This is a genomic window from Bradyrhizobium sp. WU425 (genome assembly GCF_021052305.1).
In the GTDB taxonomy this organism is placed as follows: domain Bacteria; phylum Pseudomonadota; class Alphaproteobacteria; order Rhizobiales; family Xanthobacteraceae; genus Bradyrhizobium; species Bradyrhizobium canariense_D.
This window is the reverse complement of record NZ_CP088089.1, coordinates 705873-729039: the sequence shown is the minus strand read 5'-3', so window position 1 is coordinate 729039 and position 23167 is coordinate 705873. Positions and strand designations below refer to the sequence as shown.

25 protein-coding genes are annotated in these 23167 nt (G+C 64.6%); 10 read left to right on the top strand and 15 right to left on the bottom strand.

Annotated features, from left to right (window positions below; genetic code table 11):
• Positions 1 to 84 precede the first annotated feature (84 nt).
• The 5 genes from BcanWU425_RS03390 to BcanWU425_RS03370 form a co-directional block, all read right to left on the bottom strand.
• On the bottom strand, positions 85 to 594 hold the full coding sequence (locus tag BcanWU425_RS03390) for a TIGR02281 family clan AA aspartic protease (protein WP_204512763.1): 510 nt from the start codon (positions 592 to 594) through the stop codon (positions 85 to 87).
• Positions 595 to 854: 260 nt separating this feature from the next.
• On the bottom strand, positions 855 to 1790 hold the full coding sequence (locus BcanWU425_RS03385) for a transporter substrate-binding domain-containing protein (protein ID WP_204512764.1): 936 nt from the start codon (positions 1788 to 1790) through the stop codon (positions 855 to 857).
• A 91-nt stretch (positions 1791 to 1881) separates the two neighbouring features.
• The gene (locus BcanWU425_RS03380) at positions 1882 to 2472 is read right to left on the bottom strand and encodes an SCO family protein (RefSeq protein ID WP_204512765.1); all 591 of its coding nucleotides are present in this window, start codon (positions 2470 to 2472) and stop codon (positions 1882 to 1884) included.
• A gap of 24 nt (positions 2473 to 2496) precedes the next feature.
• Positions 2497 to 2691 carry a hypothetical protein gene (locus BcanWU425_RS03375; RefSeq protein ID WP_026232437.1) on the bottom strand — a complete coding sequence of 65 codons (195 nt, stop codon included), beginning with the start codon at positions 2689 to 2691 and terminating at the stop codon, positions 2497 to 2499.
• Between the two features lie 274 nt (positions 2692 to 2965).
• Positions 2966 to 3436: a hypothetical protein gene (locus BcanWU425_RS03370; RefSeq protein WP_018453000.1), complete on the bottom strand. Its 471-nt coding sequence runs from the start codon at positions 3434 to 3436 to the stop codon at positions 2966 to 2968.
• 293 nt (positions 3437 to 3729) lie between these two features.
• Between BcanWU425_RS03370 and BcanWU425_RS03365 the strand changes: the two genes are divergently transcribed.
• The 4 genes from BcanWU425_RS03365 to BcanWU425_RS03350 all read left to right on the top strand — a co-directional run bounded on the left by BcanWU425_RS03365 (position 3730) and on the right by BcanWU425_RS03350 (position 7325).
• Positions 3730 to 5388, top strand: coding sequence for an FAD-binding dehydrogenase (locus tag BcanWU425_RS03365; protein WP_204514025.1), 1659 nt, complete (start codon positions 3730 to 3732; stop codon positions 5386 to 5388).
• The gene (locus BcanWU425_RS03360) at positions 5389 to 6309 is read left to right on the top strand and encodes an extracellular catalytic domain type 1 short-chain-length polyhydroxyalkanoate depolymerase (RefSeq protein ID WP_204512766.1); all 921 of its coding nucleotides are present in this window, start codon (positions 5389 to 5391) and stop codon (positions 6307 to 6309) included.
• A gap of 133 nt (positions 6310 to 6442) precedes the next feature.
• Positions 6443 to 6793, top strand: coding sequence for a RidA family protein (locus tag BcanWU425_RS03355; protein WP_007599359.1), 351 nt, complete (start codon positions 6443 to 6445; stop codon positions 6791 to 6793).
• Positions 6794 to 6959: 166 nt separating this feature from the next.
• Positions 6960 to 7325 carry a nuclear transport factor 2 family protein gene (locus tag BcanWU425_RS03350; protein ID WP_018452997.1) on the top strand — a complete coding sequence of 122 codons (366 nt, stop codon included), beginning with the start codon at positions 6960 to 6962 and terminating at the stop codon, positions 7323 to 7325.
• A 71-nt stretch (positions 7326 to 7396) separates the two neighbouring features.
• On the opposite strand, the gene BcanWU425_RS03345 is transcribed toward BcanWU425_RS03350, so the two are convergent.
• Positions 7397 to 8317 carry an amino acid ABC transporter substrate-binding protein gene (locus tag BcanWU425_RS03345; RefSeq protein WP_026232434.1) on the bottom strand — a complete coding sequence of 307 codons (921 nt, stop codon included), beginning with the start codon at positions 8315 to 8317 and terminating at the stop codon, positions 7397 to 7399.
• Between the two features lie 12 nt (positions 8318 to 8329).
• A complete protein-coding gene (locus tag BcanWU425_RS03340) occupies positions 8330 to 9625 on the bottom strand; it encodes a dicarboxylate/amino acid:cation symporter (RefSeq protein WP_027569994.1) in 1296 nt (431 codons plus the stop codon).
• A 207-nt stretch (positions 9626 to 9832) separates the two neighbouring features.
• Between BcanWU425_RS03340 and BcanWU425_RS03335 the strand changes: the two genes are divergently transcribed.
• Positions 9833 to 10834, top strand: a complete 1002-nt coding sequence (locus BcanWU425_RS03335) for an NADP-dependent oxidoreductase (protein WP_204512767.1) — start codon at positions 9833 to 9835, stop codon at positions 10832 to 10834.
• A gap of 34 nt (positions 10835 to 10868) precedes the next feature.
• On the opposite strand, the gene BcanWU425_RS03330 is transcribed toward BcanWU425_RS03335, so the two are convergent.
• Positions 10869 to 11129 carry a hypothetical protein gene (locus BcanWU425_RS03330; RefSeq protein ID WP_231189770.1) on the bottom strand — a complete coding sequence of 87 codons (261 nt, stop codon included), beginning with the start codon at positions 11127 to 11129 and terminating at the stop codon, positions 10869 to 10871.
• Here BcanWU425_RS03330 and BcanWU425_RS03325 point away from each other — a divergent pair.
• From BcanWU425_RS03325 to BcanWU425_RS03315, 3 genes are all read left to right on the top strand, one after another.
• Positions 11128 to 11817: a cysteine rich repeat-containing protein gene (locus BcanWU425_RS03325; protein WP_231189768.1), complete on the top strand. Its 690-nt coding sequence runs from the start codon at positions 11128 to 11130 to the stop codon at positions 11815 to 11817. The genes BcanWU425_RS03330 and BcanWU425_RS03325 overlap by 2 nt on opposite strands.
• Before the next feature lie 267 nt (positions 11818 to 12084).
• Positions 12085 to 13224: an FAD-dependent monooxygenase gene (locus BcanWU425_RS03320; protein ID WP_085383582.1), complete on the top strand. Its 1140-nt coding sequence runs from the start codon at positions 12085 to 12087 to the stop codon at positions 13222 to 13224.
• Positions 13221 to 14834: a benzoate-CoA ligase family protein gene (locus BcanWU425_RS03315; RefSeq protein WP_204512769.1), complete on the top strand. Its 1614-nt coding sequence runs from the start codon at positions 13221 to 13223 to the stop codon at positions 14832 to 14834. The genes BcanWU425_RS03320 and BcanWU425_RS03315 overlap by 4 nt, the downstream gene beginning before the upstream one ends.
• A 20-nt stretch (positions 14835 to 14854) precedes the next feature.
• Here the strand turns inward: BcanWU425_RS03315 and BcanWU425_RS03310 are convergent, their stop codons facing one another.
• Both BcanWU425_RS03310 and maiA read right to left on the bottom strand, forming a co-directional pair.
• Positions 14855 to 15367 (bottom strand): MarR family winged helix-turn-helix transcriptional regulator, encoded by a 513-nt coding sequence (locus BcanWU425_RS03310; protein ID WP_204512770.1) that lies wholly within the window; start codon positions 15365 to 15367, stop codon positions 14855 to 14857.
• Entirely contained in the window at positions 15357 to 15989 is a 633-nt protein-coding gene (gene maiA, locus BcanWU425_RS03305; protein WP_018452989.1) for a maleylacetoacetate isomerase, read from the bottom strand. Before maiA ends, BcanWU425_RS03310 begins: the two co-directional genes overlap by 11 nt.
• 90 nt (positions 15990 to 16079) lie before the next feature.
• On the opposite strand from maiA, the gene gtdA reads away from it, so the two are divergent.
• Positions 16080 to 17120: a gentisate 1,2-dioxygenase gene (gene gtdA, locus BcanWU425_RS03300; protein WP_018452988.1), complete on the top strand. Its 1041-nt coding sequence runs from the start codon at positions 16080 to 16082 to the stop codon at positions 17118 to 17120.
• Positions 17121 to 17228: 108 nt separating this feature from the next.
• On the opposite strand, the gene BcanWU425_RS03295 is transcribed toward gtdA, so the two are convergent.
• The 4 genes from BcanWU425_RS03295 to BcanWU425_RS03280 are packed head-to-tail and all read right to left on the bottom strand — an operon-like array spanning position 17229 to position 21239.
• A complete protein-coding gene (locus tag BcanWU425_RS03295; RefSeq protein WP_018452987.1) occupies positions 17229 to 18053 on the bottom strand; it encodes an ABC transporter permease in 825 nt (274 codons plus the stop codon).
• Positions 18046 to 18819 (bottom strand): ABC transporter ATP-binding protein, encoded by a 774-nt coding sequence (locus BcanWU425_RS03290; protein WP_204512771.1) that lies wholly within the window; start codon positions 18817 to 18819, stop codon positions 18046 to 18048. The genes BcanWU425_RS03295 and BcanWU425_RS03290 overlap by 8 nt, the downstream gene beginning before the upstream one ends.
• A 16-nt stretch (positions 18820 to 18835) precedes the next feature.
• Positions 18836 to 19840, bottom strand: coding sequence for an ABC transporter substrate-binding protein (locus BcanWU425_RS03285; protein WP_085351609.1), 1005 nt, complete (start codon positions 19838 to 19840; stop codon positions 18836 to 18838).
• 34 nt (positions 19841 to 19874) lie between these two features.
• Entirely contained in the window at positions 19875 to 21239 is a 1365-nt protein-coding gene (locus BcanWU425_RS03280) for an FAD-dependent oxidoreductase (RefSeq protein WP_204512772.1), read from the bottom strand.
• 113 nt (positions 21240 to 21352) lie between these two features.
• On the opposite strand from BcanWU425_RS03280, the gene BcanWU425_RS03275 reads away from it, so the two are divergent.
• Positions 21353 to 22237, top strand: a complete 885-nt coding sequence (locus BcanWU425_RS03275; protein ID WP_204512773.1) for a LysR family transcriptional regulator — start codon at positions 21353 to 21355, stop codon at positions 22235 to 22237.
• A gap of 47 nt (positions 22238 to 22284) precedes the next feature.
• On the opposite strand, the gene BcanWU425_RS03270 is transcribed toward BcanWU425_RS03275, so the two are convergent.
• Complete coding sequence (locus BcanWU425_RS03270) at positions 22285 to 23088, bottom strand: enoyl-CoA hydratase-related protein (RefSeq protein ID WP_204512774.1); 804 nt, start codon at positions 23086 to 23088, stop codon at positions 22285 to 22287.
• Between the last annotated feature and the right edge of the window lie 79 nt (positions 23089 to 23167).

Sequence of the window (23167 nt, the reverse complement as noted above, 5' to 3'; positions counted from 1 at the left end):
TGGTAACGGGGAAATCTGTCCGCGAGAGCGATCGAAATAGAGATTTTCTTGAAATATGTGTCGCCGTCGCCTTTGGGAGGACCTTTACTGCTCCAGCACCATCTGACCGTTGGCGTATTCGAAGCGCCTGAGGCGGGAGAGGAAGGAGAGACCGAGCAGGTTCTCGGACAGTGCTTCGTCGGGCAGCACCATGGCATCGACGTCGCGCACGATTAGGCCGCCGACATCGAGCATGGCGATGCGAGTGCGCGCGGCCTTGATGGTGCCGTTGGCGGTGGAGACGGTGGCGTTGTAATCGCTGCGCGAGGGACGCAGGCCGAAGCGGGCGGCCGAGGTCTCGTTCAGCGCGACCACGGAGGCGCCGGTGTCGACCATGAAGCCGATGCGCTGGCCTTCGATCCGGCCCTCGGTTTGGAAGTGGCCGCGGCCGTCGCGGGGGATGTTGAGGCTGCGGCCGCCGGCCGGCGCGGTGGACGCGACTGCGACCGTACGCGGCACCGACGTCGCCGAGGCGGAGCTCATCCTGTCCGCCATCTGCGCCATGAAGGTGCCGAGGCCGATCATGATCGCCGCGAAGATCATTATGTTACGCATCACACCACTCGAAGCCGAAGCTCGATTTCACCACGCGGAAGGCCGCTCCGCGAGCGACGCTGCGGCCAGAGCGGTGCTATTTTGACGAAAAGGATGAGCGGACGGTTAATGCGCCGGTGTCGCGGATACGACATATCCTCATCCTGAGGTGCCCGCGAAGCGCGGGTCTCGAAGGGCCCGGCCACCAGCGGGGCCGTCATCCTTCGAGACGCTTGCTACGCAAGCTCGTCAGGATGAGGAATTGGCAACGGCGCCTGGGACTAGAACGGGCTCACCGAGAAATACCGCAGCCACAGATCGGTGTAGCGGCCCTTCTCCCAGACGCGGAACATCGCCCAGTTCAGGGCATGGCGCAGCACGTCGTTGCCCTTGCGTACGGCGATGCCAATGCCCTCGCCGAAGAAACGGCTCTCGACGAAGGGGCCGCCGGAGAAGGCGCAGCAATCGCCGGAATCCGTGCCGTTGATCCAGAACGCGAGCGCGATGGCGTCGCCGAAGATGAAATCGACCTCGCCCTTGCGCAAGGCGCCGCGCATAGCGTCGTCGTTGGGATAAGGGTGCAACTCGGCGTCGGTGAACAGGGCCTTGAGATAGGCCTCATGCGCGGAGCCGGCGATGACGCCGACCTTCTTGCCTTCGAGATATTCGGGCCGGATCTCCGGCATCACCGCGTCCTTGCGCGAAGCAAAGCGCGCAGGCACGCGGTAATAGGGATCGGTGAAGTCGACCCGGGCGCGGAGCTGCGGACTCACCGCCATCGAGGCGATGATGGCATCGCCCCGGTTGGAGGCGAGCGCATCGACCAGCGTCTCGAAGCGCCGCATCTGCACCGTGCAAGTGACCTTGATCTCCTCGCACAGCGCGCGCGCGAAGTCGACGTTGAAGCCGGCCGGATTACCGTCGGCGCCGGTGTAGTTGAACGGCGGATAGTCGGTCTCGGTCAGGAAACGGATCACGGTCAGGCGCGACAGGTCCGGCCGCTCCGGCCGCCGCCGCGGGTCCCAGAAACCCGGCACCGCCTGCGGGGCGGCTTGCGGCGCGACCTGAGGTGAGGCTTGCGGCGCCGTTGGGGGCTGCTTGGCCGGGGCCTGCGCCTGCGCGGACGGCGCAGCAGCGAGCGCGCAGACGCCGACGATCAGCCCGGTCAGCAAGCCACGGGCGGATTTGGACGATTTCGCCTGTTGCGATGGAGCCATCGGCTGAAATGAACGATTTTCGTTGGGATCGGAGGGCCTTATAGCCCATCCGGCCGGGAACGCGAGCGCGGATTGCGGTCAATAGGGGAGCCTACAGATACCGCTTCAACTCCCCTGCGGCTTCTTCCGGCGTGCGCTTCAGGTTGAACGGCGAGACGAAGCGGCCGTCGCGATCCATCAGATAGATCAGCGCCGTGTGGTCCATGGTGTAGTCGCCGTCCTTGGTCGGGACCTTCTTGGCATAGACCCGGTAGGAGGTGATCACCTTGGCGGTCTCGGCAGGATCGCCGCTCAGCCCTTCGAGGTGCGGGTCGAAGCTCGACAGATAATCCTTCATCGCGGCCGGCGTATCGCGCTCGGGATCGACCGAGATGAAGACGGCATTGACCTTGTCGGCGTCCTTGCCCATCGCGCGCAGCACTTCCGAGATCTCGAACAGCGAGGTTGGGCAGACGTCGGGACAATGGGTGTAGCCGAAGAAGATCAGGGTCGGCTTGCCCTTGAGGTTCTTGTCGGTGACGGTCTTGCCGTTCTGGTCGGTGAGCAGGAACGGGCCGCCGATCGCGGCCGGCTGCGCCACCTTGCCGACCCCGCCCATGGCCCAGAATACGATCAGCAGCCCGAGGACGAGGCTTGCGGCGAAGGCGGTCGCGATCACCAGCGGACGGGCGGTAGGGCTCATGAGCGGAAAACTTCCTGTCGCGTGTCAGAAGCAGGCGGCAAGACCGGTCCTGATCATTTCGAAGAACACCTGGCTGCCGTAGTGGAACCAGAGCGCGAGCGCGCCGAGCACGACCAGGCCGCCGACGCCAGCACCTGCCAACAGCAGCACGACCGGCGTCCGGCCGGCAGTGGGCGAATTGTCCGATACAGGATGGGTAGGGTGCAGTGGTTGAGCCATGACAACGATCGGGGTGAAGGGTTCCCTGCCTTTCAAATAGGCGCTGGGACGGGGCCGGGCAAGCGCGGCGGGGGGCTGGAGAACTTGTGATACGGAGGTTCTCCGTCATGCCCGGGCTTGCGCGGCCGAAGCCGCTTCCGCGAGGCGAAGGCCCGGGCATCCACGTGATTTCTCGCCCGGGCCAAAAACGTGGATGGCCGGGACATAGGCGAGCGAAAGCGACGCCCGGCTATGACGAGAATTCAGGGTTGAACGGAAGCAACGACGGCGCGGCCTACCGCGACGATGGCTTGTTGGCCGAGGCCTGCGCGTCGAGGTAGCAAGGCTTGTACATAGCCTGGAGCTGCCGGCCCTTCAGGAAGAGCATATGCGGGGTGAGGCCGCCGCGCTGATTGATCCAGCGCTTCACCTGCGAGGGATACATCGCATAGAGCATCTGGGTCGCTTCGGTATTGGTGACGGCGCGGCCGTTGCTGCCGAAATCCCACGCGGCGTGGAAGCCCAGTGTGGCGTGCGACGTCACGCAGATGCGGTCAGGCGGGATGGCGCCGAGGACGATGGTGCAGGCAGAGGCGCAGAGACCGTCGATGATGACGGTATCGCCCGACTGTCGCAGGTCCTGGTATTTGTCGACGTAGGTTCCGATCCGGCCGCCGCGGTCATCCGCGATCCGAACCACCGCGTGAGAAGCGCCCATGCTCGCGATCAGGAGAACCGCCGCAAGCAACCCCGTCAGAAACTTCATTGGCCCCCGCCCCAGTCGAATTCGAATCTGTGTGTCAGGTGGTGATGCCCTGCTAGGGTCCGTCGTAACCGCGGTTTTGTCTAGGCATGCCGGCTCGCTCAAAACAAATTCAAATCCAGTGTTGCGCCGGCGCTGCACTCAGCCGGTCTTTTTCCCGAAGTGGAACAAGTTAACGATGTCTTACGCGCCGTCCTCTTGATCTCAGTTGCAACCGCCGGCTTCAATCCGGGCAACTACAGGGAGGAACCTGTGGAGGGCGAAACACATGGAGGGGGAAACATATGGCCGAACAGATGGCTGAAGAGACTGACGTCATCGTTGTCGGCGCAGGACTGTCGGGCCTGGTGGCCGCAACCGAGATCGCGGACGCCGGCAAGCGCGTAATCGTGGTCGACCAGGAGGGCGAGCAGTCGCTCGGCGGCCAGGCGTTCTGGTCGTTCGGCGGATTGTTCCTGGTCGATTCGCCGGAGCAGCGCCGGCTCGGCATCAAGGACTCCTTCGACCTCGCGATGCAGGACTGGCTCGGCACCGCCGGCTTCGACCGCGACGAGGATTTCTGGCCGCGGCAATGGGCCGAGGCCTATGTGGCGTTCGCGGCCGGCGAGAAGCGTGCATGGCTGCGAGCGATGGGCCATCGCATTTTCCCCGTGGTCGGATGGGCCGAGCGCGGTGGTTATGACGCGATGGGCCACGGCAATTCGGTGCCGCGCTTTCATGTCACCTGGGGCACCGGGCCCGGCATCGTCGAGCCGTTCGAGCGCCGGGCGCGCGAGGCGGTCAGAAGCGGCCGGCTGAGCTTTCGGTTCCGCCATCGCGTCGATGCGCTCTCGATCACCAACGGTACGGTGGATGGCGTCGGCGGCGCCATTCTCGCCCCCGACAATGTCGAGCGCGGCAAGAGTTCGTCGCGCAATGTTGTCGGCGAGTTTGCGTTGAAGGCCCAAGCCGTGATCGTGGCGTCCGGCGGCATCGGCGGCAATCACGAGCTGGTGCGGCAGAACTGGCCGAAGCGACTCGGCGCGCCGCCGAAATTCATGATCTCCGGCGTGCCCGAGCATGTCGACGGCCGCATGATCGGCATCACCGAGAAAGCAGGCGCGCGGCTGATCAACCGCGACCGCATGTGGCATTATGTCGAAGGCATCCAGAACTGGTCACCGATCTGGCCGCGCCACGGCATCCGCATCCTGCCCGGCCCCTCCTCGATGTGGTTCGACGCCACCGGCACGCGCCTGCCGGCGCCGTTGTTTCCCGGCTCCGACACGCTCGGCCAGCTCCAATACATCATGTCCACCGGCTACGATTATTCCTGGTTCATCCTGACCCAGAGCATCATCAAGAAGGAGTTTGCGCTGTCGGGCTCGGAGCAGAATCCCGACCTCACCGGCAAGAGCTGGCGTATGACCATCAAGCGCGCCACCAACAAGGGCGCGCCGGCGCCGGTGGAAGCGTTCAAAAGCCATGGTGTCGACTTCATCGTGCGCGACAAGATCGAGGATCTCGTTGCGGCCATGAACAAGCTGGCCGGCAGCGACCTCCTCAAGCTCGAGCACATCAGGATGCAGATCGAGGCGCGCGACCGAGAGATCGCCAACCCTTACGTCAAGGATGCGCAGGTGATGAACATTCACAATGCGCGGCGCTATATCGGCGACAGACTGATCCGCACCGCCTCCCCTCACCGCATCCTCGATCCCGCGCAAGGGCCGCTGATCGCGGTCAAGCTCAACATCCTCACCCGCAAGACGCTCGGCGGTTTCGAGACCGACCTCTCTTCGCGCGTGTTCGGCGAGGAGGGCAGCGTCATCCCCGGCCTCTATGCAGCCGGCGAAGCCGCCGGCTTCGGCGGCGGCGGCGTGCACGGCTATCGTTCGCTGGAAGGCACGTTCCTCGGCGGCTGCCTGTTCTCGGGCCGCAATGCGGGCCGGGCCGCGGCGAAGGCCGTGGGCTAGATGATGCGGCCGCGGCTGCGCATCGGGGCGTTTGTTGCGGCATTAGCCGCTGCCTCGGCTGCGTCCGCGGATACGATCGATATTGACGGTGTGAAGCGGTCCTACACTGTGCAACTGCCGTCGAAGCGGCTCGTGCCGCTCGTCGTCGTGCTGCACGGCAAGACGCAGCGCGGAGCCGACATGATGACGCGGACGGCGTGGCCGCAGGTCGCAAAGCGCGAAGGGTTTGCGGTGGTCTTTCCTGATGGCCTCAACCACGCATGGGCCGATGCGAGGACCAAGGCGGGACCGGCGCTCCGTGGCCCGCCCGCGGGTACCGACGACGTCGCCTTCATCGCAAAGCTCGTCGAGAAGCTGGTGGCGAACGGCACCGCCGATCCTCGCCGCGTCTATGTCACCGGCATCTCCAATGGCGGCGCCATGGCAATGACGCTGGTCTGCGCCCGCGCCGATCTGTTTGCTGCCGGCGCGAGCGTGAGCATGAACCTCACTGATGAGACCGCTGTCACGTGCCATCCGTCGCGGCCGTTGCCGATGCTGCTGATGAACGGCACCGCCGATCCGCTGGTCCCCTACGAAGGCGGCCGCGGATCGAGCTATTATGCCGCAGACAGTTTTTGGTCCACCGACGAGACGCTTGCGTTCTGGCGCAAGCTCAACGGCTGCGAGACCGATAATGCCGACATGACCGATTTGCCCGACAGGGCGCCAGCAGACCAGTCCACGGTGACGCGGATCTCCTCGCGCTGTCCTGAAGGGCACGACGTCGTGCTTTATCGCATCAATCAAGGCGGTCATCGCATGCCCGGATTTTCTCCGGATGCCCGCTTCCCGAAGGTCGCCGCCAGCTTGCTCGGGTCGCAGAACGGCGACATCGACGCAGCCGAAACGATCTGGACGTTCTTCGGCCAGTTTCCCTGAAGTGCAACTCAGGCATCGCCGATGACGCATGCGTGCCTGGCAACGCATGCGTGCCCGGCAACGCATGCGTGCCTGGGGTGGCACAGGGCAAGCCGCTGCGCTAGACAGGGCCGCCATTCAAAGGAGACCCCCAATGAGCATTCAGCGTCTTGAAACCGGCCCGCGCATGAGCCAGGTCGTCGTGCACGGTAACACAGTCTATCTCGCCGGTGTCGTCGCCAACAACGCCGCCGGCGAAAGCGTGACGAAGCAGACCCAGGACATTCTGGCGACTATCGACAGCCATCTCGCCAAGGCCGGCACCGACAAGTCCAAACTTCTTTCGGCCACGATCTACATCACCGACATGAAGACGTTTGGCGAGATGAACGCGGTGTGGGACGCCTGGGTCTCGCCCGGCAACACGCCGGCACGCGCCACCGTCGAAGCCAAGCTCGCGGCGGCACAATACACCGTCGAAATCATGGTCACGGCGGCCAAGTAAGTTCGCGACAAACATTTGCGCGCGCTTGTCGGCGCATGATCCGATCGGGAAACCGCTTCACACTTTCCCGCATCATGCGCATGACCTCCGAGGTAATCGATCAGCGCGCGCAAACCTTCGATAATCATGTCAGCCGAACGACACGGCGCCATCGAAGGAGACGACAATGACCGATCCCATCACCATCGCCCGCCGCTACATCGATCTCTGGAACGAACGTGCAGCTGACCGCCGGCGCGAACTGCTGAGCCAGAACTGGACGGCGGATGCGAGCTATGTCGACCCCCTGATGAAGGGCGACGGCCATGACGGCGTCGATGCGCTGATCGCAGGCGTGCAGCAGCGCTTCCCCGATTTCAAGTTCAAGCTGATCGGCGAGCCCAACGGCTACGGCGACCATGTCCGCTTCAGTTGGGGCCTTGGTCCTGATGGCATCGACAGCCCGATCAAGGGGACGGATTTCGCCGTGCTGAAGGACGGCCGTATCAGGAGCATCACGGGATTTCTGGACCAGGTGCCCGCCGGCACGTGAGCGCGCGCTGCTCGTTGCTGCGCCCTCTCCCCCGGTAAGGGAGAGGCACACTTTCGTTCGTCGCACAGGCGCTAGTTATTCGCGCTCGCGGAATCGTCCATCGCCTTGAAGGCTTCCTCCAGCTGCAGCGAGATCGGCACGTTCAGCCGTTCGCCGGTCGGAAGCCGTGCGGTGAACCATTTGTTGTAGAGCGGGACGAGGTCGTGGTTGGAGCCGAGCTTGCGGAAAGTGCGATCGACCACCGCCGCCAGTTGCGGTTCGCCCTTGCGGAACATGATGCCGTAGGGGTCGTAGGACAGGTAATCGCCGGTGACGCGGAACTTGTCCTGCGCCTTGTGACGCACGATCAGGCTGGACAGCAGGATGTCGTCGGTCGCGAACGCATCGGCCTTGCCGTCGACGAGCATCTGGTATGACTGTTCGTGATCGGCACCGACAACGATGGTCAGTCCCAACGATGACTTCTTGTCGGCCGCCTGGATCGCCTGCTCGTTGGTGGTGCCCTTCGTCACCACGACGGTCTTGCCCTTCAGATCAGTCAGTGACTGGACGCTGGACGCCTTCGGCACCATCAGCTTGGTGCCGGCGACGAACATCAGCGGCGAGAAGGCGACGCGCTTGCCGCGCTCGGCATTGGCCGTGGTCGAGCCGCATTCCAGGTCGATCTTGTTCTGGAGCACGGCGTCGATGCGGTCATCGGAGGTGACCTTGACGTAGGCGATCTTCAGATTGGGATCGTCGACCTCGACGCCGATCTCCTCGACAATAGCCTCGCAAAGCTCGAGGCTGTAGCCGATCGGCCGGTTGGCCTGGTCGAGGAAGGAGAACGGCGGCGAGCTCTCGCGATAGCCGAGGCGCACGGTGTGCGCGGTCTTGATCGCCGACAGCGTCGGGCTAAGCCCTTCGCTGCCACCGGTCTGGGCGGAGGCACCCGTGGCCAGCAGGCACGCTGCCAGCAACAGGCCGCCCGATATCGCCATTGAAAGGCGCATGATGCACTCCGATCAATGGCCGGCCATCGCAGGCACTTCGCCGGGGATCATGTCCCCCGGCACGGCATCGCCAGGTTCAAGCTCGTGCTCGGGCCCGAGCTCGCCTTCCCACTTGGCCACGACCGAGGTCGCGAGCGTGTTGCCGATCACGTTGGTGGCGCTGCGGCCCATGTCGAGGAAGGTGTCGATGCCCATGATCATCAACAGCCCCGCCTCGGGGATGCCGAACTGCGAGAGCGTCGAGGCGATCACCACGAGGGAGGCGCGCGGCACGCCGGCCACGCCCTTCGAGGTGATCATCAGCGTTGCCAGCATCGCGAGCTGGGTGCCGAGCGGCATGTCGATGTGATAGCTCTGCGCGATGAAGACGCTCGCGAAGGTGCAGTACATCATCGTGCCATCGAGATTGAAGGAATAGCCGAGCGGCAGCACGAAGCTCGATATCCGCGACGAGGCGCCGAACTTGTTCAACCCCTCCAGAGTTTTCGGATACGCCGCTTCCGAGCTCGCGGTGGAGAACGCGATCATCAGCGGCTCGCGGATCAGCTTCAGCAGATGGGCGTAGCGCGGCCCGATCACGATGAAGCCCACGACCACGAGGATGCCCCACAGGAGCGCGAGCGAGAGATAGAAGCCACCCATGAAGACGATGAGCTTCCAGAGCACCAGCAGGCCGTTCTTGGCCACCGTCGCGGTGATGGCGGCCCAGACCGCGAACGGCGCGAACAGCATCACATAGCCCGTCACCTTGAGCATGATGTGGCCGATGTCGTCGATCAGCGCCAGGATCGGCTTGGAGCGCTCGGGCATCGAGCCCATCGCCACCGAGAAGAACACGGCGAAGATCACGATCTGCAGGATCTCGTTCTGCGCCATCGCATCCGCGATCGAGGTCGGGATCAGATGGGTCAGGAATTTTTCGATCGAGAAGGCGGAAACCGGCAGGCCGGTCGACTGCGCCTTGTCAGGCAGCGTACCCGGGAAATTCGCGCCGGGCTGGAGCAGATTGACCATCACGAGGCCGAGCATCAGCGAGACGAAAGAGGCGCTGACGAACCAGCCCATGGTCTTGGCGAAGATGCGGCCGAGCTTGGAGCCCGAGCCCATATGAGCAATGCCGCCGACCAGGGTCGCAAATACCAGCGGCGCGATGATCATCTTGATCAGGCGCAGGAAAATCACGGCGATCAGGTTGATGGACGAGGCCCAGTCGCCCCGCGTGTCGGGCAGGAAATTGTAGATCGCCGCGCCCATGATGATGCCGAGCACCATCGCCACCAGAATGAATTGCGTAAACCTGTTCGACATTGAACACCCCCGCTACACCGACCGCTTCATGATGTCGCAGATATGACGACTGCGCAACACGCTTGGCGTGCGATCGTCGGGCGGATGTTCCCGTTGCGAAACTGGCGCCCGCGATCTAGCCTTCATGCAGCGCACAACGAAAGCGGCTTGCACGTTTTTCTTGCGGCCGCTGCATCAATAATCGTCAAACGACCGAGGGGAAACATCATGAGCGGCAGCATCAATCGTCAGATTCTTTTGGTGGAAAAGCCCAGCGGCAAGCTCGGTCCCGAGCACTTCAAGCTGGTCGAAGGTGCGGTGCCCGAGCCGAAGGACGGCGAGGCCTTGCTGCGCGTGCGTTACATCTCGCTCGACGCCGCCAACCGCGCCTGGATGCACGGCGCGACCTATCGTTCAGCGGTGGAGGCCAACAGCGTGATGGCCGGCGGCGCCATCGCCGAGGTCATCAGCTCGAGGGCGCCGGAGCTTGCGCCGGGCGACATCGTGTTCGGCGACACCGGCTGGCAGGAGTTGGCGACAGTGCCCGCCAAGCATCTCACCAAGATGCCGAAGCTCGAGCCGATGACGCATCTGCTCAGCGTGTTCGGCATTGCCGGCCTCACCGCCTATTTCGGCCTGCTGGAGATCGGCAAGCCCAGAGAGGGCGAGACGGTCGTGGTCTCCGCGGCCGCGGGCTCGGTCGGCTCGATCGTCGGGCAAATCGCGAAGATCAAGGGATGCCGGGTCATCGGCATCGCCGGCGGCGCCGACAAGTGCAGCTGGCTGACCTCCGAACTCGGCTTCGATGCCGCCGTCGACTACAAGGACGGCGCGGTGTTCAAGGCGTTGCGCGCGGCGGCTCCGAAGGGCATCGATGTCTATTTCGACAATGTCGGCGGCGACATTCTCGAAGCCTGCCTGCCGCAGATGAACAATTACGGCCGCATCGCCTGCTGCGGTGCGATCTCGCAATATGACGGCGCGCCCTCGGCACACGGCCCGCGCGGTGTGCCCGGCCTGATCGTGGTGAAGCGGCTCGTCATGCAAGGCTTCATCGTGATGGACTACATGAAAGAGAGTCAGCGAGCGCTCGCCGACCTCCAGGCCTGGGTCACATCCGGCAAGCTGAAGGTGCAGGAGGACATCATCGACGGCCTCGAGAACACGCCGAAGGCGCTGATCGGATTGCTGGCGGGCGAGAACCGCGGCAAGCGGATGATCAAGCTCTGACGACGTAGTTACGTCGCAATTGCAAAGCCAATATCTACTTGCGGTAGAGGTCGCGGCGGCCAATGATGTCGCGCGCGGCATCACCCGCGACGATTGTTTGCATCACATTTGAAAAAATTGTCGGCGTTGCCGACAGGGCAGGAATTACTCGGATGTTCAACACGTTGAAACAGGCGTCGGCACGCGGGGCGTTGCTGGCGGCGGCTCTCTTCGCAACTGCAGCAGGCGCATTCGCACAAGCGCCGACCGAGGCGCAGAAGAGCGCGATCCGCTCCGCATGCCGCTCGGATTTCATGGCGCACTGCGCGAGCGTCACGCCCGGCGGCGTGGAAGCCTATCAATGCCTGCAGAAGAGCATGTCCAGCCTGTCCTCGGGATGCCAAACCGCGGTTCGCGCCGTCGAGCCTGCTGCGGCGCCGAAGACCGAGGCTGCACCCAAAGAGGCTCCACCCAAGGCGGAGGCCGCGCCTGCCGCGCCGAAGGCTGAAACCGCCCCCGCCGCAAAGCCGGCATCTGGAGCAGCGCCGAAGGCCGCGGCAGCCAAACAGCCGAGCAGCGCGCAGGTCGCTGCTGTCAAGAGCGCGTGCCGCGCCGATTATCCCAAGGTGTGCGCCAGCGTGCCGCCAGGCGGCGCGCCTGCGCTCGAATGCCTCGAGAAGAACAAGGCAAAGGTTTCGCCGGCCTGCGAGAAGGCCGTGAGCGCCGCGGCCGGCGGCGGTGGCACGGCAGCAACGGCGGCACCTCCGGGCGCGGCTCCCGCGGCGGCGGCAGCACCGGCAGCCGCGCCCGCCGTGATCGCGTTGCGCCCGCTGCGGCCGCGCGAAGAGCTGTTCATCGTCCGCTCCGCCTGCGGTGCCGACATCCGCACGCTGTGCGCCGGCGTAGCGCCTGGCGGCGGCCGCATCGTGCAGTGCATCGCCAGCAACGCCGCGTCGCTGTCACCTGCCTGCAAGGACGTGCTGGCGCCGTTCGCGGCACGCTAGAGAAGCGTGCCATCCGGCGGTCCGCTGCACCACCGTGCTCGTGGGCGGCGTACGGGTGAAGCGCTGCGTCTGACGGGGCGGATGGCCAAGCCGCCACGGTTTGGCTATGCTTCGCAAGGTCACTGCTTCGGACACGCGCCAAACGCGCGTCCGGACGTGAGCTGTGGTGTGCCGCGCGGCTTGCCGATAATTCCGCTGGCGCGGGTGGCCGGAGCACATTAGTCTACCCCTAGATAGTAAGTATACTGTCAATTAGGGAGGCAGACGTTGCGGATCGCCGTGATTGGCGGGGGGCCCGGTGGGCTCTACTTCGCCTATCTCTGGAAGAAGCGTCACCCCGAGGATCAAGTCGACCTGTTCGAACAGAACCCGGCCGACGCGACCTGGGGCTTTGGCGTGGTGTTTTCTGATCAGGCCCTGGAATTCCTGCGCGCCGACGACCCCGAGACGGTCGACGCGATCTCGCCGCACATGGAGAGCTGGGAGAACATCACGCTGAACCTGAGCGGCGACAGCGTGGCCATCGACGGCGTCGGCTTCTCCTCGATCGGCCGGCTCGAGCTCTTGCGATTCCTGCAGCAGCGCGCGATCAATGCCGGCGTCACCCCGCGCTTCGACACGCCGATTCATGCGATCGATCAGCTCAACGGGCACGATCTGATCGTCGCTGCCGACGGGCTGAACTCGCTGGTACGCCGCGCCTTCGAGGGCGATTTCGGCACCTCGCTGTCCTACTCCTCGAACAAGTTCGTCTGGTACGGCACCTCGAAGCGCTTCGAGACGCTGTCGCAGACCTTCGTCAAGACCGACCGCGGTGCCTTCAACGCCCATCACTACCGCTACTCGCCGACCATGAGCACCTTCCTGGTCGAATGCGACCATGCGACGTGGCAGGCCTACGGTTTCGCCTACAAGGACGTGGAGCAGTCCAAAGGTGTCTGCGAGGAGGTGTTCGCCGACACGCTCGGCGGCCGCTCGCTGGTCTCCAACAAATCGGTCTGGCGCAACTTCCCCTGGGTCTGGAACGAGCACTGGTCGTTCAAGAACATGGTGCTGCTCGGTGACGCCCTGCACTCGGCGCATTTTTCGATCGGCTCCGGCACGCGGCTTGCGATCGAGGACGCCATTGCACTGGTCAAGGCGCTGGAATCGGACGCCCATCTCTCGACCGCCCTGCATCGCTACCAGGCCGCGCGAAAGCCGGTGGTGCAGAAGCTCGTCAATGCCGCGCGGACCAGCGCTTTCTGGTACGAGCACTTTGCTCAGCACATGCAGCAGGGCCTGATGGACTTTGCCTATAGCTACATCACCCGCTCCGGCCGCATCGACGACTCCCGCCTGCGCGCGATGTCGCCGGCCTTCATGGCGCGCTACGAAGCCGCCAAGAACGGTGGGGACGAGGCATGAGCCGGCAGATTCACGACCAGGTGCCCGCCGACTGCGCGGGCGCGCGCGAGATCGGCTTTTCCTTTCCGCAGGTCTACAATGCCAGCCGCGTGCTGTTCGACAATGTCGGCAAAGGCCACGGTGACAAGCTCGCGCTCATTGGCCCCGCGGGCACGCGCACCTACGCGGAGCTCTGCGCGGAAGCCGGGCGCTGGGGCAACGGCTTTGCCTCGCTCGGCCTCAAGCGCGGCGATCGCGTGCTGTTGTTCCTCGATGACACTCCGGCCTACCCGGCCGCGTTCTTCGGCGCGGTGCGCGCCGGCTTCGTGCCATTGCTGATCAACACGCTGACACCGCCGGATCTGCTGCAATTCTATCTCGCCGATTCCGGCGCGACTGTTGCGGTGGCGGACGCCGAGTTCTGTGCGCGTTTCAACGCCGAGGCCTGCAAGGACACGAGCCTGCATACGCTGGTCGTCGTCAATGGCGCGGTGAGCGATCAGGCCGCACCGAACGCCGTTTCCGCCGCCGGCTGGCTCTTGCAATTTCCGACTGAGCTCGCGGAAGCCGACACGCATCGCAACGAGATGGCGTTCTGGATGTATTCGTCCGGGTCGACCGGTCGGCCCAAGGGCATCGTGCATCTCCAGCACGACATGGCCTATACCGAGCTCGCCTTCGCCCGGAACGTGCTGAAGCTGGCGCCCGGCGACATCTGCTTCTCGGTGCCAAAAATCTTCTTTGCCTATGGCTTTGGCAACGCGATCACCTTCCCGTTCTCGGCGGGCGCGACGACACTGCTGTTGCCCGGCCAGCCGAAGCCCGCGGCAATCTTTTCGGCGATCGAGCAGTACAGGCCGACGGTCTTCTTCGGCCTGCCGACGCTTTATACATCGCTGACCAAGGCCGAGGGTGCGAACAAGACCGACTTCTCCTCACTGCGCATGGCGCTCTCGGCCGCCGAGGTGCTCTCGGCCGACGTCTTCAACGGCTGGAAGACGCTCACCGGTCTCGAGATCGTGGAAGGCCTCGGCTCGACCGAGGTGCTGCACATCTATCTCTCCAACCGCCCCGAGCGGAAGAAGCTCGGCGCCGCCGGTCTGCGCGTGCCCGGCTATGAGGTCGCGCTGCGCGACAAGGACGGCCGCGATGTCGCCGACGACGAGGAAGGCATCTTGTGGGTGCGCGGCGATTCCAACACGCCGCTGTACTGGAACCGGCCGGACAAATCCGCCGAGACCATCCGCGAAGGCGGCTGGATCTACACCGCCGACCGCTTCGTCCGCGATGGCGATGGCTTTCACTTCTTCCGCGGCCGCGCCGACGATCTCATCAAGATCTCCGGCCAATGGGTCTACCCGCTCGAGGTTGAGCTTTGCCTCGCCGACCACCCGGACATCCGCGAATGCGCGGTGTTCGCCGCCGAGTTGCCGGACCGGCGCATGACGCTTAAGGCAGTGGTGGTGATGAACACCCGCGCGGCGGATCAAAGCGAAACGACCCGGCGGCTGCAGGATTACGTGAAGGGCAAACTGCTTCCTTACAAATATCCGCGCGAGGTGATCTTCATCGACGAGCTGCCGAAGACCGGCACGGGGAAGATCGACCGGCAGGCGTTGTTGCGGATGTGAACCTCCGCTGTCATCCAGGATTAAGGCGCCTTCCCCATATGCTCCAGCGCGTCCTCCGCCCGCAGCGGCACTCGTGACGCCTCGTTGTTGAGATCGACGAGCTGCGCCAGGAGCCCCATAAGCGCCTTGCGGTCCGCTGGCTTGAGCGGCTCGAGCATCCGCGCCTGGGCGCGTTCGACGGCGGGAATGATGTCGCGCAGGATCGCCGCGCCTGATTTGGTCAAATAGAGCAGCTTGATCCGCTTGTCTTCCGCCGCCGGCCTGCGCTCGACGAAATCCTTGGCCTGAAGCCGCTCGATCACGCTGCCGAGCGTGGAGCGATCGAAGGCGATCACCGCGGACAGCCGCGTCGCGTCGATGCCGGGGTGGGTGTGGATCGCGATCAGCGCCGCGTATTGCACCGGCGTGAGGTCGAACGCCTTGCACTCCTCCATGAAGATCGAGACCGCGATCTGCTGCATGCGCCGGAACAGATAGCCCGGCGCCGCATAGACCGCGTCTATCGTGATTGGAGGGGCAGGCTTACTCGGCATCGGGCTGCTTCTCCGGCGCGGCGTTGACGAACGCCGGCAGGGCCTTGGCCGCAGCTTCCGCTTCAAGCAGGCGCGGATAGGCGGAGACGTCGACGCCGAAGCGGCGCGCATTGGCGAGCTGCGGCACAAGACAGAGATCGGCGAGCGTCGGCACATCCCCGAAGCAGAACGGGCCCGGCTCGTTTCTGATCAGCGTCTCGCACGCCGCGAGCCCCTCGCGGTTGACCCAGGCCGCCCAGTCCTGAACCTTCTCCTCGGCAAGGCCGAGCTCGCGCAGCCGCGCCAGCACCTTCAAGTTCTGCACGGGGTGAGTGTCGCAGGCGATCGCCAGCGCGAACGCCCTCACCTTGGCGCGCTGCAACGCATCCCTCGGCAACAGGGGCGGGTTGGGATGGGTCTCGTCGAGCCATTCGATGATGGCGACCGATTGGGTCAGCACTGCGCCCGCATCGTTCTCCAGCGCCGGCACCAGGCCTTGCGGATTGATGGCGAGATAGGCTGGCGCACATTGCTCGCCCTTGCGAAGATGATGCGGCAGGTGCTCGGCACCGCGGCCTTTGAGGTTCAGCGCGATGCGTACCCGGTAGGCGGCGCTGGAGCGGAAATAGCCGTGCAGCTTCATCGGAACCCTCCCGTTTCGTTCTTGTTCGCACGTTGACGCTACCCAGATCGTAAGTATACTGTCAATCAACAAAGCGACGGGAGCCGCACCATGGAAGCCGTGACCAAGACGCCGGAACGCGAGGCGTTCTACAAGAAGATCGACGGCGAGAATCTCACCGCGCTCTGGACGGTCATGAGCGATTTGATCACGCCGGAGCCGAAGAGCGCCTGCCGGCCGCATCTGTGGAAGTTCGACATCATCCGCGACTACATGACCGAAGCCGGCAAGCTGATCACGGCGAAAGAGGCCGAGCGGCGCGTGCTGGTTCTGGAAAACCCCGGCCTGCGCGGACAGTCGAAAATCACCACGTCGCTCTATGCCGGCGTGCAGATGGTGGTGCCCGGCGACGTCGCGCCCGCGCACCGGCACAGCCAATCGGCACTGCGCTTCGTGCTCGAAGGCAAGGGCGCCCACACCGCCGTGGACGGCGAGCGCACCGCGATGGAGCCCGGCGACTTCATCATCACGCCGTCGATGACCTGGCACGATCATTCCAACGAGACCGACCAGCCGATGTTCTGGCTCGACGGTCTCGACATTCCGCTGGTGCAGTTCTTCGACTGCTCTTTCGCGGAAGGCTCCAACGAGGATCAGCAGAAGATTACAAGGCCGGCCGGCGACAGCTTTGCACGCTACGGCCACAATCTGCTGCCGGTCGACGTGAAGCGGAGCTCGAAGACTTCCCCGATCTTCAGCTATCCCTATGCCTACACGCGCGAGGCACTGGAGAAGGCTCGCGCGAGCCAGGAGTGGGATGCCTGTCACGGGCTGAAGCTGAAATTCAGCAACCCCGAGACCGGCGACTTCGCGATGCCGACCATCGGCACGTTCATCCAGCTGCTGCCGAAGGGCTTCAAGACCGCGCGCTATCGCGCGACGGACGCGACGGTGTTCTGTCCGATCGAGGGCCACGGCCGTACCCGCATCGGGGATGCGACGTTCGAATGGGGCCCGCGCGATTTGTTCGTGGTGCCGAGCTGGCAATGGGTCACGCACGAGGCTGATATGGATGCGGTGCTGTTCAGCTTCTCGGATCGCCCCGTGCAGCAGAAGCTGGATTTGTTCCGGGAGGATCGCGGGAATGCGTGAGGTACGCTGCTGGTAGCATCGTCATTGCGAGCGCAGCGAAGCAATCCAGAATCTTTCCGCGGCGACAGTCTGGATTGCTTCGCTGCGCTCGCAATGACGGAGTAAACCTCACCGCCAGTGCAACAGCCGCGTCTCCAGCCAGTTGATCACCCTCCCCACCATCAACCCAAACACCGACAAAATCACCACGCCCGCGAGCAGCTGATCCGTCTGCATCAAATTGCCAGCCTGCAGCACGAACGCGCCGATGCCGTACTGCGCGCCGATCATCTCGGCGCTCACGACGAGCAGCAGCGCCACCGACGAGGTGATGCGGAAGCCGGCGAGGATCGCGGGCAGCGCGCCCGGCCAGACCACCTTGCGCACGATGGTGGCGAACGGAACGTTGAAGCTCTGCGCCATGCGGATGAGGTTGCGCGGCACCGCGTCGACGCCGCTATAGACCGAGATCGCGGTCGAGAAGAACACCCCGAGCGCAATGGTCGCGATCTTCGGCTCTTCACCGATGCCGAGCCAGAGGATCAACAGCGGCAGCAGCGCGATCTTCGGGATCGGGAACAGCGCCGAGATGAAGGTGATGCCGACGCTGCGCGCCAGACGCGACAGGCCGATGGCAAAGCCAACCGCGACACCGGCCGCCGTGCCGAGCAGCCAGCCGACACCGATGCGCAGGAGCGACGCGGAAAGGTGCTGCCACAGCGCACCCGAGATCGCGAGCTGGTAGATCGCCCGCGCGATCGCCGATGGCGGTGGCAGGAATAGCGGATTGACCAGGCCGGTGCTGCCGGCGGCCTGCCAGATCGCAATGACCAGCGCGAGCGCGATCCAGCCGCCGAAACGGCTGCTCGCCGGCACGAAGCCGGCGCCGCGAAAGCGGACGCGCCGGACCGCTTCATCCTTCGTCGATGTTCCCGCCGGAGCGCGATCAAGCATGCTGGACCTCGCGCTCGGCATCGATCGCCTCGTTGCGGATCAGCGACCAGATCTGGTTCTGCAGCGCGAGCAGCTTTTCACGGGCTGCAATGTCACCGCGCTCGGTGCGCGTCATCGGCACGCTCACGACCTCGCGAATGCGGCCAGGGCGCCGCGACAGCACCACGATGCGGTCGGCAAGCCGCGCCGCCTCTTCGAGATTATGCGTGACATACACGGCGCCCATGCCGCCATCGGCGAGCAGCCGGACGAAATCCTCCATCAGCAGTTCGCGGGTCTGCGAATCCAACGCCGACAATGGCTCGTCCATCAGGAGAATGGCCGGCCTGACCGCGAGCGCGCGCGAAATGCCGACGCGCTGGCGCATGCCGCCGGAAAGCTGCTTTGGATAGGTTTTGCGAAAATCGGTCAGGCCGGTGCGGCGCAAGGCGTCCTCGACCAGCGCGCGGCGCTGCACGGCCGAGAGCTGGGTGTGCAGCAGCGGGAATTCGACGTTCTCCTCCACATTCGCCCAGGGCAGCAGCGCAAAGTCCTGGAACAGGAAGGTGAGCGGATTGAGGCTGTCCGCCGGCGGCGATCCACGCAGCTCGGGCGCGCCGGAGGTCGGCAGCAACAGCCCGCCGAGGATCGACAGCAACGTGCTCTTGCCGCAGCCCGACGGCCCCACGATCGCCACCACCTCGCCCGCGCTGACGGTGAACGAGACGTCGTCGAGCACGGCGAGATCGCCGAAGCGATGGGTGATGTGGTTGGCGATCAGGTCCATGGACTGCGTTCTACTCTCAATCCGCCTTCACGAACTCCTTGGCGATGATCGCATTCGCGTCGAAGCCCTTGTCGGCAAAACCCTGCTCCTGGAGCCATTTGATCTGGTTGTCGACGTTCTTCACATCCAGCTTGCCGTCGGGATCGATATAGGCGCAGTTGCCGACCACCTGCTCGACCGGGAGGTTCGTATATTTGGCGATGATCTCCAGCAGCGGCTTTGTCTTGTCATTGATCGGCGCGACACCGTCCTTCATCGCGGCGAGGATGACGTCGTGATATTCGCGGTCGGCCTTTGCCAAGGCGCCGAGCAGCTTCGTCACCAGCACCTTGTTGGTCAGCGTCTTCGGTGAGGCGAACACCGCGCCCAATTGCCAGGGTGTCTCGTCGCCGACCCAGCCGAGAAACTTCGCACCACCGTCGTCCATCAGCTTTCGCGCGGTGGAGATCGGCAGCAGCGCTGCATCCACGGTCTCGCCCTTCAGCGCGGCCGCCGCATTCGACAGCGATTGCAGCGGCACAATCTTCACGTCGGCGAGCTTGAAACCGTATTTGTCGGCAAGCAGGCCGAGCGAATAGTGAAAGGAGGAGCCAACCTGCGTCATCGCCACGCGCTTGCCCGCGAGGTCCTTCGGCGTCTTCAGGCCGCTCGCATAGGCGTTGTTGCTGGCGAAATAGCCGATCAGGGGATAGCCGGCCTTCTCGCGGCTCATGCCGCCGATCACCTTGAGCACGCCCTTGCCGGCGAGATTGTAAAGACCTGCGGTGAAGGCGGTCACGCCGAAATCGATGTCGCCGGAGGTGGTGGCCACCGCGATCGGCTGCGCCGCATCAAAGAATTTCAGCTCGACGTCGAGGCCGGCCTCGCGGAAATAGCCCTTGTCCTGCGCGATGAACACCGGCGCGGAGGAGGATAGCCTGAGCACGCCGATCCTGGCCTTCAGCGCGCCCTCGGCTCGGGCCGTGCCCATCGCTGTGATCGCCATCAGGCCAGCTAGCGCGAGCCGCACAATCCCGATCATTTCGTTTCCTCCGCCGTCGATATCTTGCAGTCGGTTACAGGCCTTCAGGCACGGGCTGGTCCCGTCCGATAAAGGCGCCCTGTTGTTTCAACGTTTCCTGCAGCTTTTCAACGGGGATGTCACGCGGGATCCGGTTTCCGGAGAGCGCCAGCGCTGCCGCGGAACCGGCCGCCTCCCCCATCACGAAACAGGCACCGGAGACCCGGGCCGCCGATTGGCCCTCATGGGTCATCGAGGCGCAGCGGCCGGCGACCAGCAGATTATCGACGCCTTCGGGCACCAGCATGCGGTAAGGCAGCTCGTTATAGCCGCGCGATTCCGGGATCGGCGGGAAGGTGAAGACGACGTCGCCGGGGACATGGGCCTCGATCGGCCAGCCATTGACCCCGATGGAATCCTCGAACGAAGCGCAGCCGAGCACGTCCTCGCCGCTGAGCTGATAGCCGCCCGTGATGCGGCGGGTTTCGCGGATGCCGAGCTGCGGCGGCAGGTCGACGATGTAGGATTTTTCAAAGCCCGGCACGGTGCGCAGGAATTCGAACGCAGCCAGCGCCTGCTTGCGGCCCTCGATCTCGCCGCGGGTGAGATCATCAGGCTCGATGCCGTTGATGGCATGGCCGTCCTCGCGCGCCACTTGCGTAAAATTCACCCGCCATTCGATCCCGGACTTCTGCGGCCGCACGATCGCGCTCTTGCGCGGGAATGTGTGGGTGCCGGCGGCGGTGGCCTGCTCCATCAATTGCGGAATGGTCCGCCAGGCTTCGCCTGCCCTCTCCGGGTCGATGTTGTTGAGACGGAGCATCATCGAGGGATACATCGGATGACCGTGCTCGTCGCCGAATTCGAACGGCGCGCCGGCCCAAACCGCGAGATCGCCGTCGCCGGAGCAATCGATGAAGATCTCCGATCGCACCGCCTGCCGGCCGGCCTTGGTCTCGACCATCAGCGCATCGATGCGGCGGTTATCGCCCATCACCACACCGGCACCAAGCGCGTGGAAAAGGATGTGCACCTTGTGACTGGCGAGCAGTTGGTCGGCCGCGATCTTGTAGGCGGCGGTGTCGTAGGCCTGGGCGAAGACCTTGCCGAGAATCAGATGCGGCGCGTTGAGGCCGTTCAAGCGATCGATCCGCGCCAGCAACTCCGACGCCATGCCCTGCACCAGCCGGTGGGCCTCGCCGTGGACATTGCCGTGCAGGCCGCAGAAATTGGTGACGCCTGCGGCGGTGCCCATGCCGCCAAGGAAGCCGTACCGCTCGATCAGCAGCGTCTTCCGTCCCGCGCGTGCGCTTGAGGCCGCCGCCACGATGCCGGCCGGACCGCCGCCGAGGACGACGACTTCATATTCGCCGTAAAGCGGCACCTGGCGCGCCGGTTCTTCGATCGTCATGGCCTGCATGGCGCGTCCTGTCCCTGAAATCCTTTGCTTGGGCCGGACTATGAATTAACCCGGATCGAGCTACAATCCGCCAAAATAGGCGATCACCTTTCTCGAATCGCGAAAGGCCGAAGATGGACATCCTGGTAAACCTTCAGGCGTTCCTCGCGACCGCCGACGCCACCGGCTTCTCCGCGGCCGCGCGAAAACTCGGCGTCTCGACGTCGGTGGTCGCCAAGCGCGTCACGCAGCTGGAGGCGCGGATCGGCACGCCACTGTTTCATCGCTCGACCCGGCAATTGCGGCTGACCGAGGCCGGCCAGCGCTACGTGCATCGCGCCCGCGGCGTCGTCACCGACGCCGCCGATCTGCTGTCGCGCATGGGCGAGAAGGGCCACGATCTCGTCGATCATCTGCGCATCAAGGCCCCGACCTCGCTGACGGTCGCGCGGCTTGCGGACGTCTTCACCGCCTTCCAGACCCAGAACCCGCGGCTCAAGCTCGAGATCGTGCTGTTCGACCGTCCGGTCGATCCCGTCACCGAAGGCTTTGACATCGCCATCGGCGCCTTCCCGCATTCCTTTGGCGGTGTCGTCGACGAACCCTTGTGCCCGCTGAAGCGGCTGCTCTGCGCCTCGCCTGCCTATTTGAAGAAACACGGCACGCCAAAACATCCGCGTGATCTGGTCGATCATCGCTGCCTCAGCTTTCTACCGACCGGCCCCGAATGGATCTTTGACGGGCCGCGCGGCCGCATCAGCGTCCAGGTCAGCCCGCTGCTGTCCTGCAACGAGGGCCAAGTGCTGGCGCGCAGCGCCATCGCCGGCAACGGCATTGTGTTGATATCGGACTATCTCGTCGCGAGCGCCTTGCGCGACGGCGCGCTCAAGCCGGTGCTGCGCGAGTTTCCGATTCCGGAATTGTGGGTGAAGGCTGCGATCCCTGAACGGCGGCGCAATGCCGCCGCGGTACAGGCGCTGCTCACTTTGCTGAAAAGGTCACTCGCGACGTCGCTGTAAAAGCCCGTAGCCCGGATGGAGCGAAGCGTAATCCGGGCTACTCGCGTTCAGCTTTTAGCACCTGCCCAATTCGCGGCGCGCTTTTCCGCGAACGACGCCAGCCCCTCCGCGGCTTCCGCGCTCTGTCGCTTCAGCGAATGCAGATGCACGAGCCGCTTGTAGGCGGCATCGTCCACCGCCATGCCGCCGAACGAACTTTCCAGCGCGAGCCGCTTGGTCTCGGCCATCGCCTCCGATCCGTTGGCAAGCAACTGCTCGACCACCTTGGCGCCGGCGGCGTCGAGATCGGCGAGCGGCACCACCTCGTGGACGAGGCCGATACGACGGGCGTCCTCGGCGCCGAAACGTTCACCTGTCAGCGCGTAGCGGCGGACTTGCCGTACACCAATGGCATCGCAGAGCTGCGGGATGATGATGGCCGCGGTCAGGCCCCAGCGCACTTCGGTGATCGAGAACAGCGCGTTGTCCGCCGCGATCACGACGTCGCAGGCCGCGATCACGCCGGTGCCGCCGCCAAAGCAGCCGCCCTGGACCAGCGCGACCGTCGGGATCGGCAGCGTGTTGAGCCGCTGCACAGCCTCGAACGTCGCACGCGACGCCGCCTCGTTCGCCTCGCTCGATTGCGGCCGCACGCCGTTGATCCATTTGAGGTCGGCGCCAGCCTGGAAATGCTTGCCATTGCCCTTGAGCACGACGACGCGAAGGTTGGGCTTGCTGCCGAGATCGTCCATGGCCGCGAGCACGCCTGCGATCAACGCGCCGTCATAGGCATTGTTAACCTCCGGCCGGTTCAACGTGACGGTCGCAACCCCACGCCCATCCAGGGTCCACAGGACGGGGCTGTCGGTCATCGGTGTTCCTCCGCTCGTTTGTTTGGCGCGCACTATGACCGAGGCTCCGCGCCCTGATCCATATCTTTCGAGCGTAGGG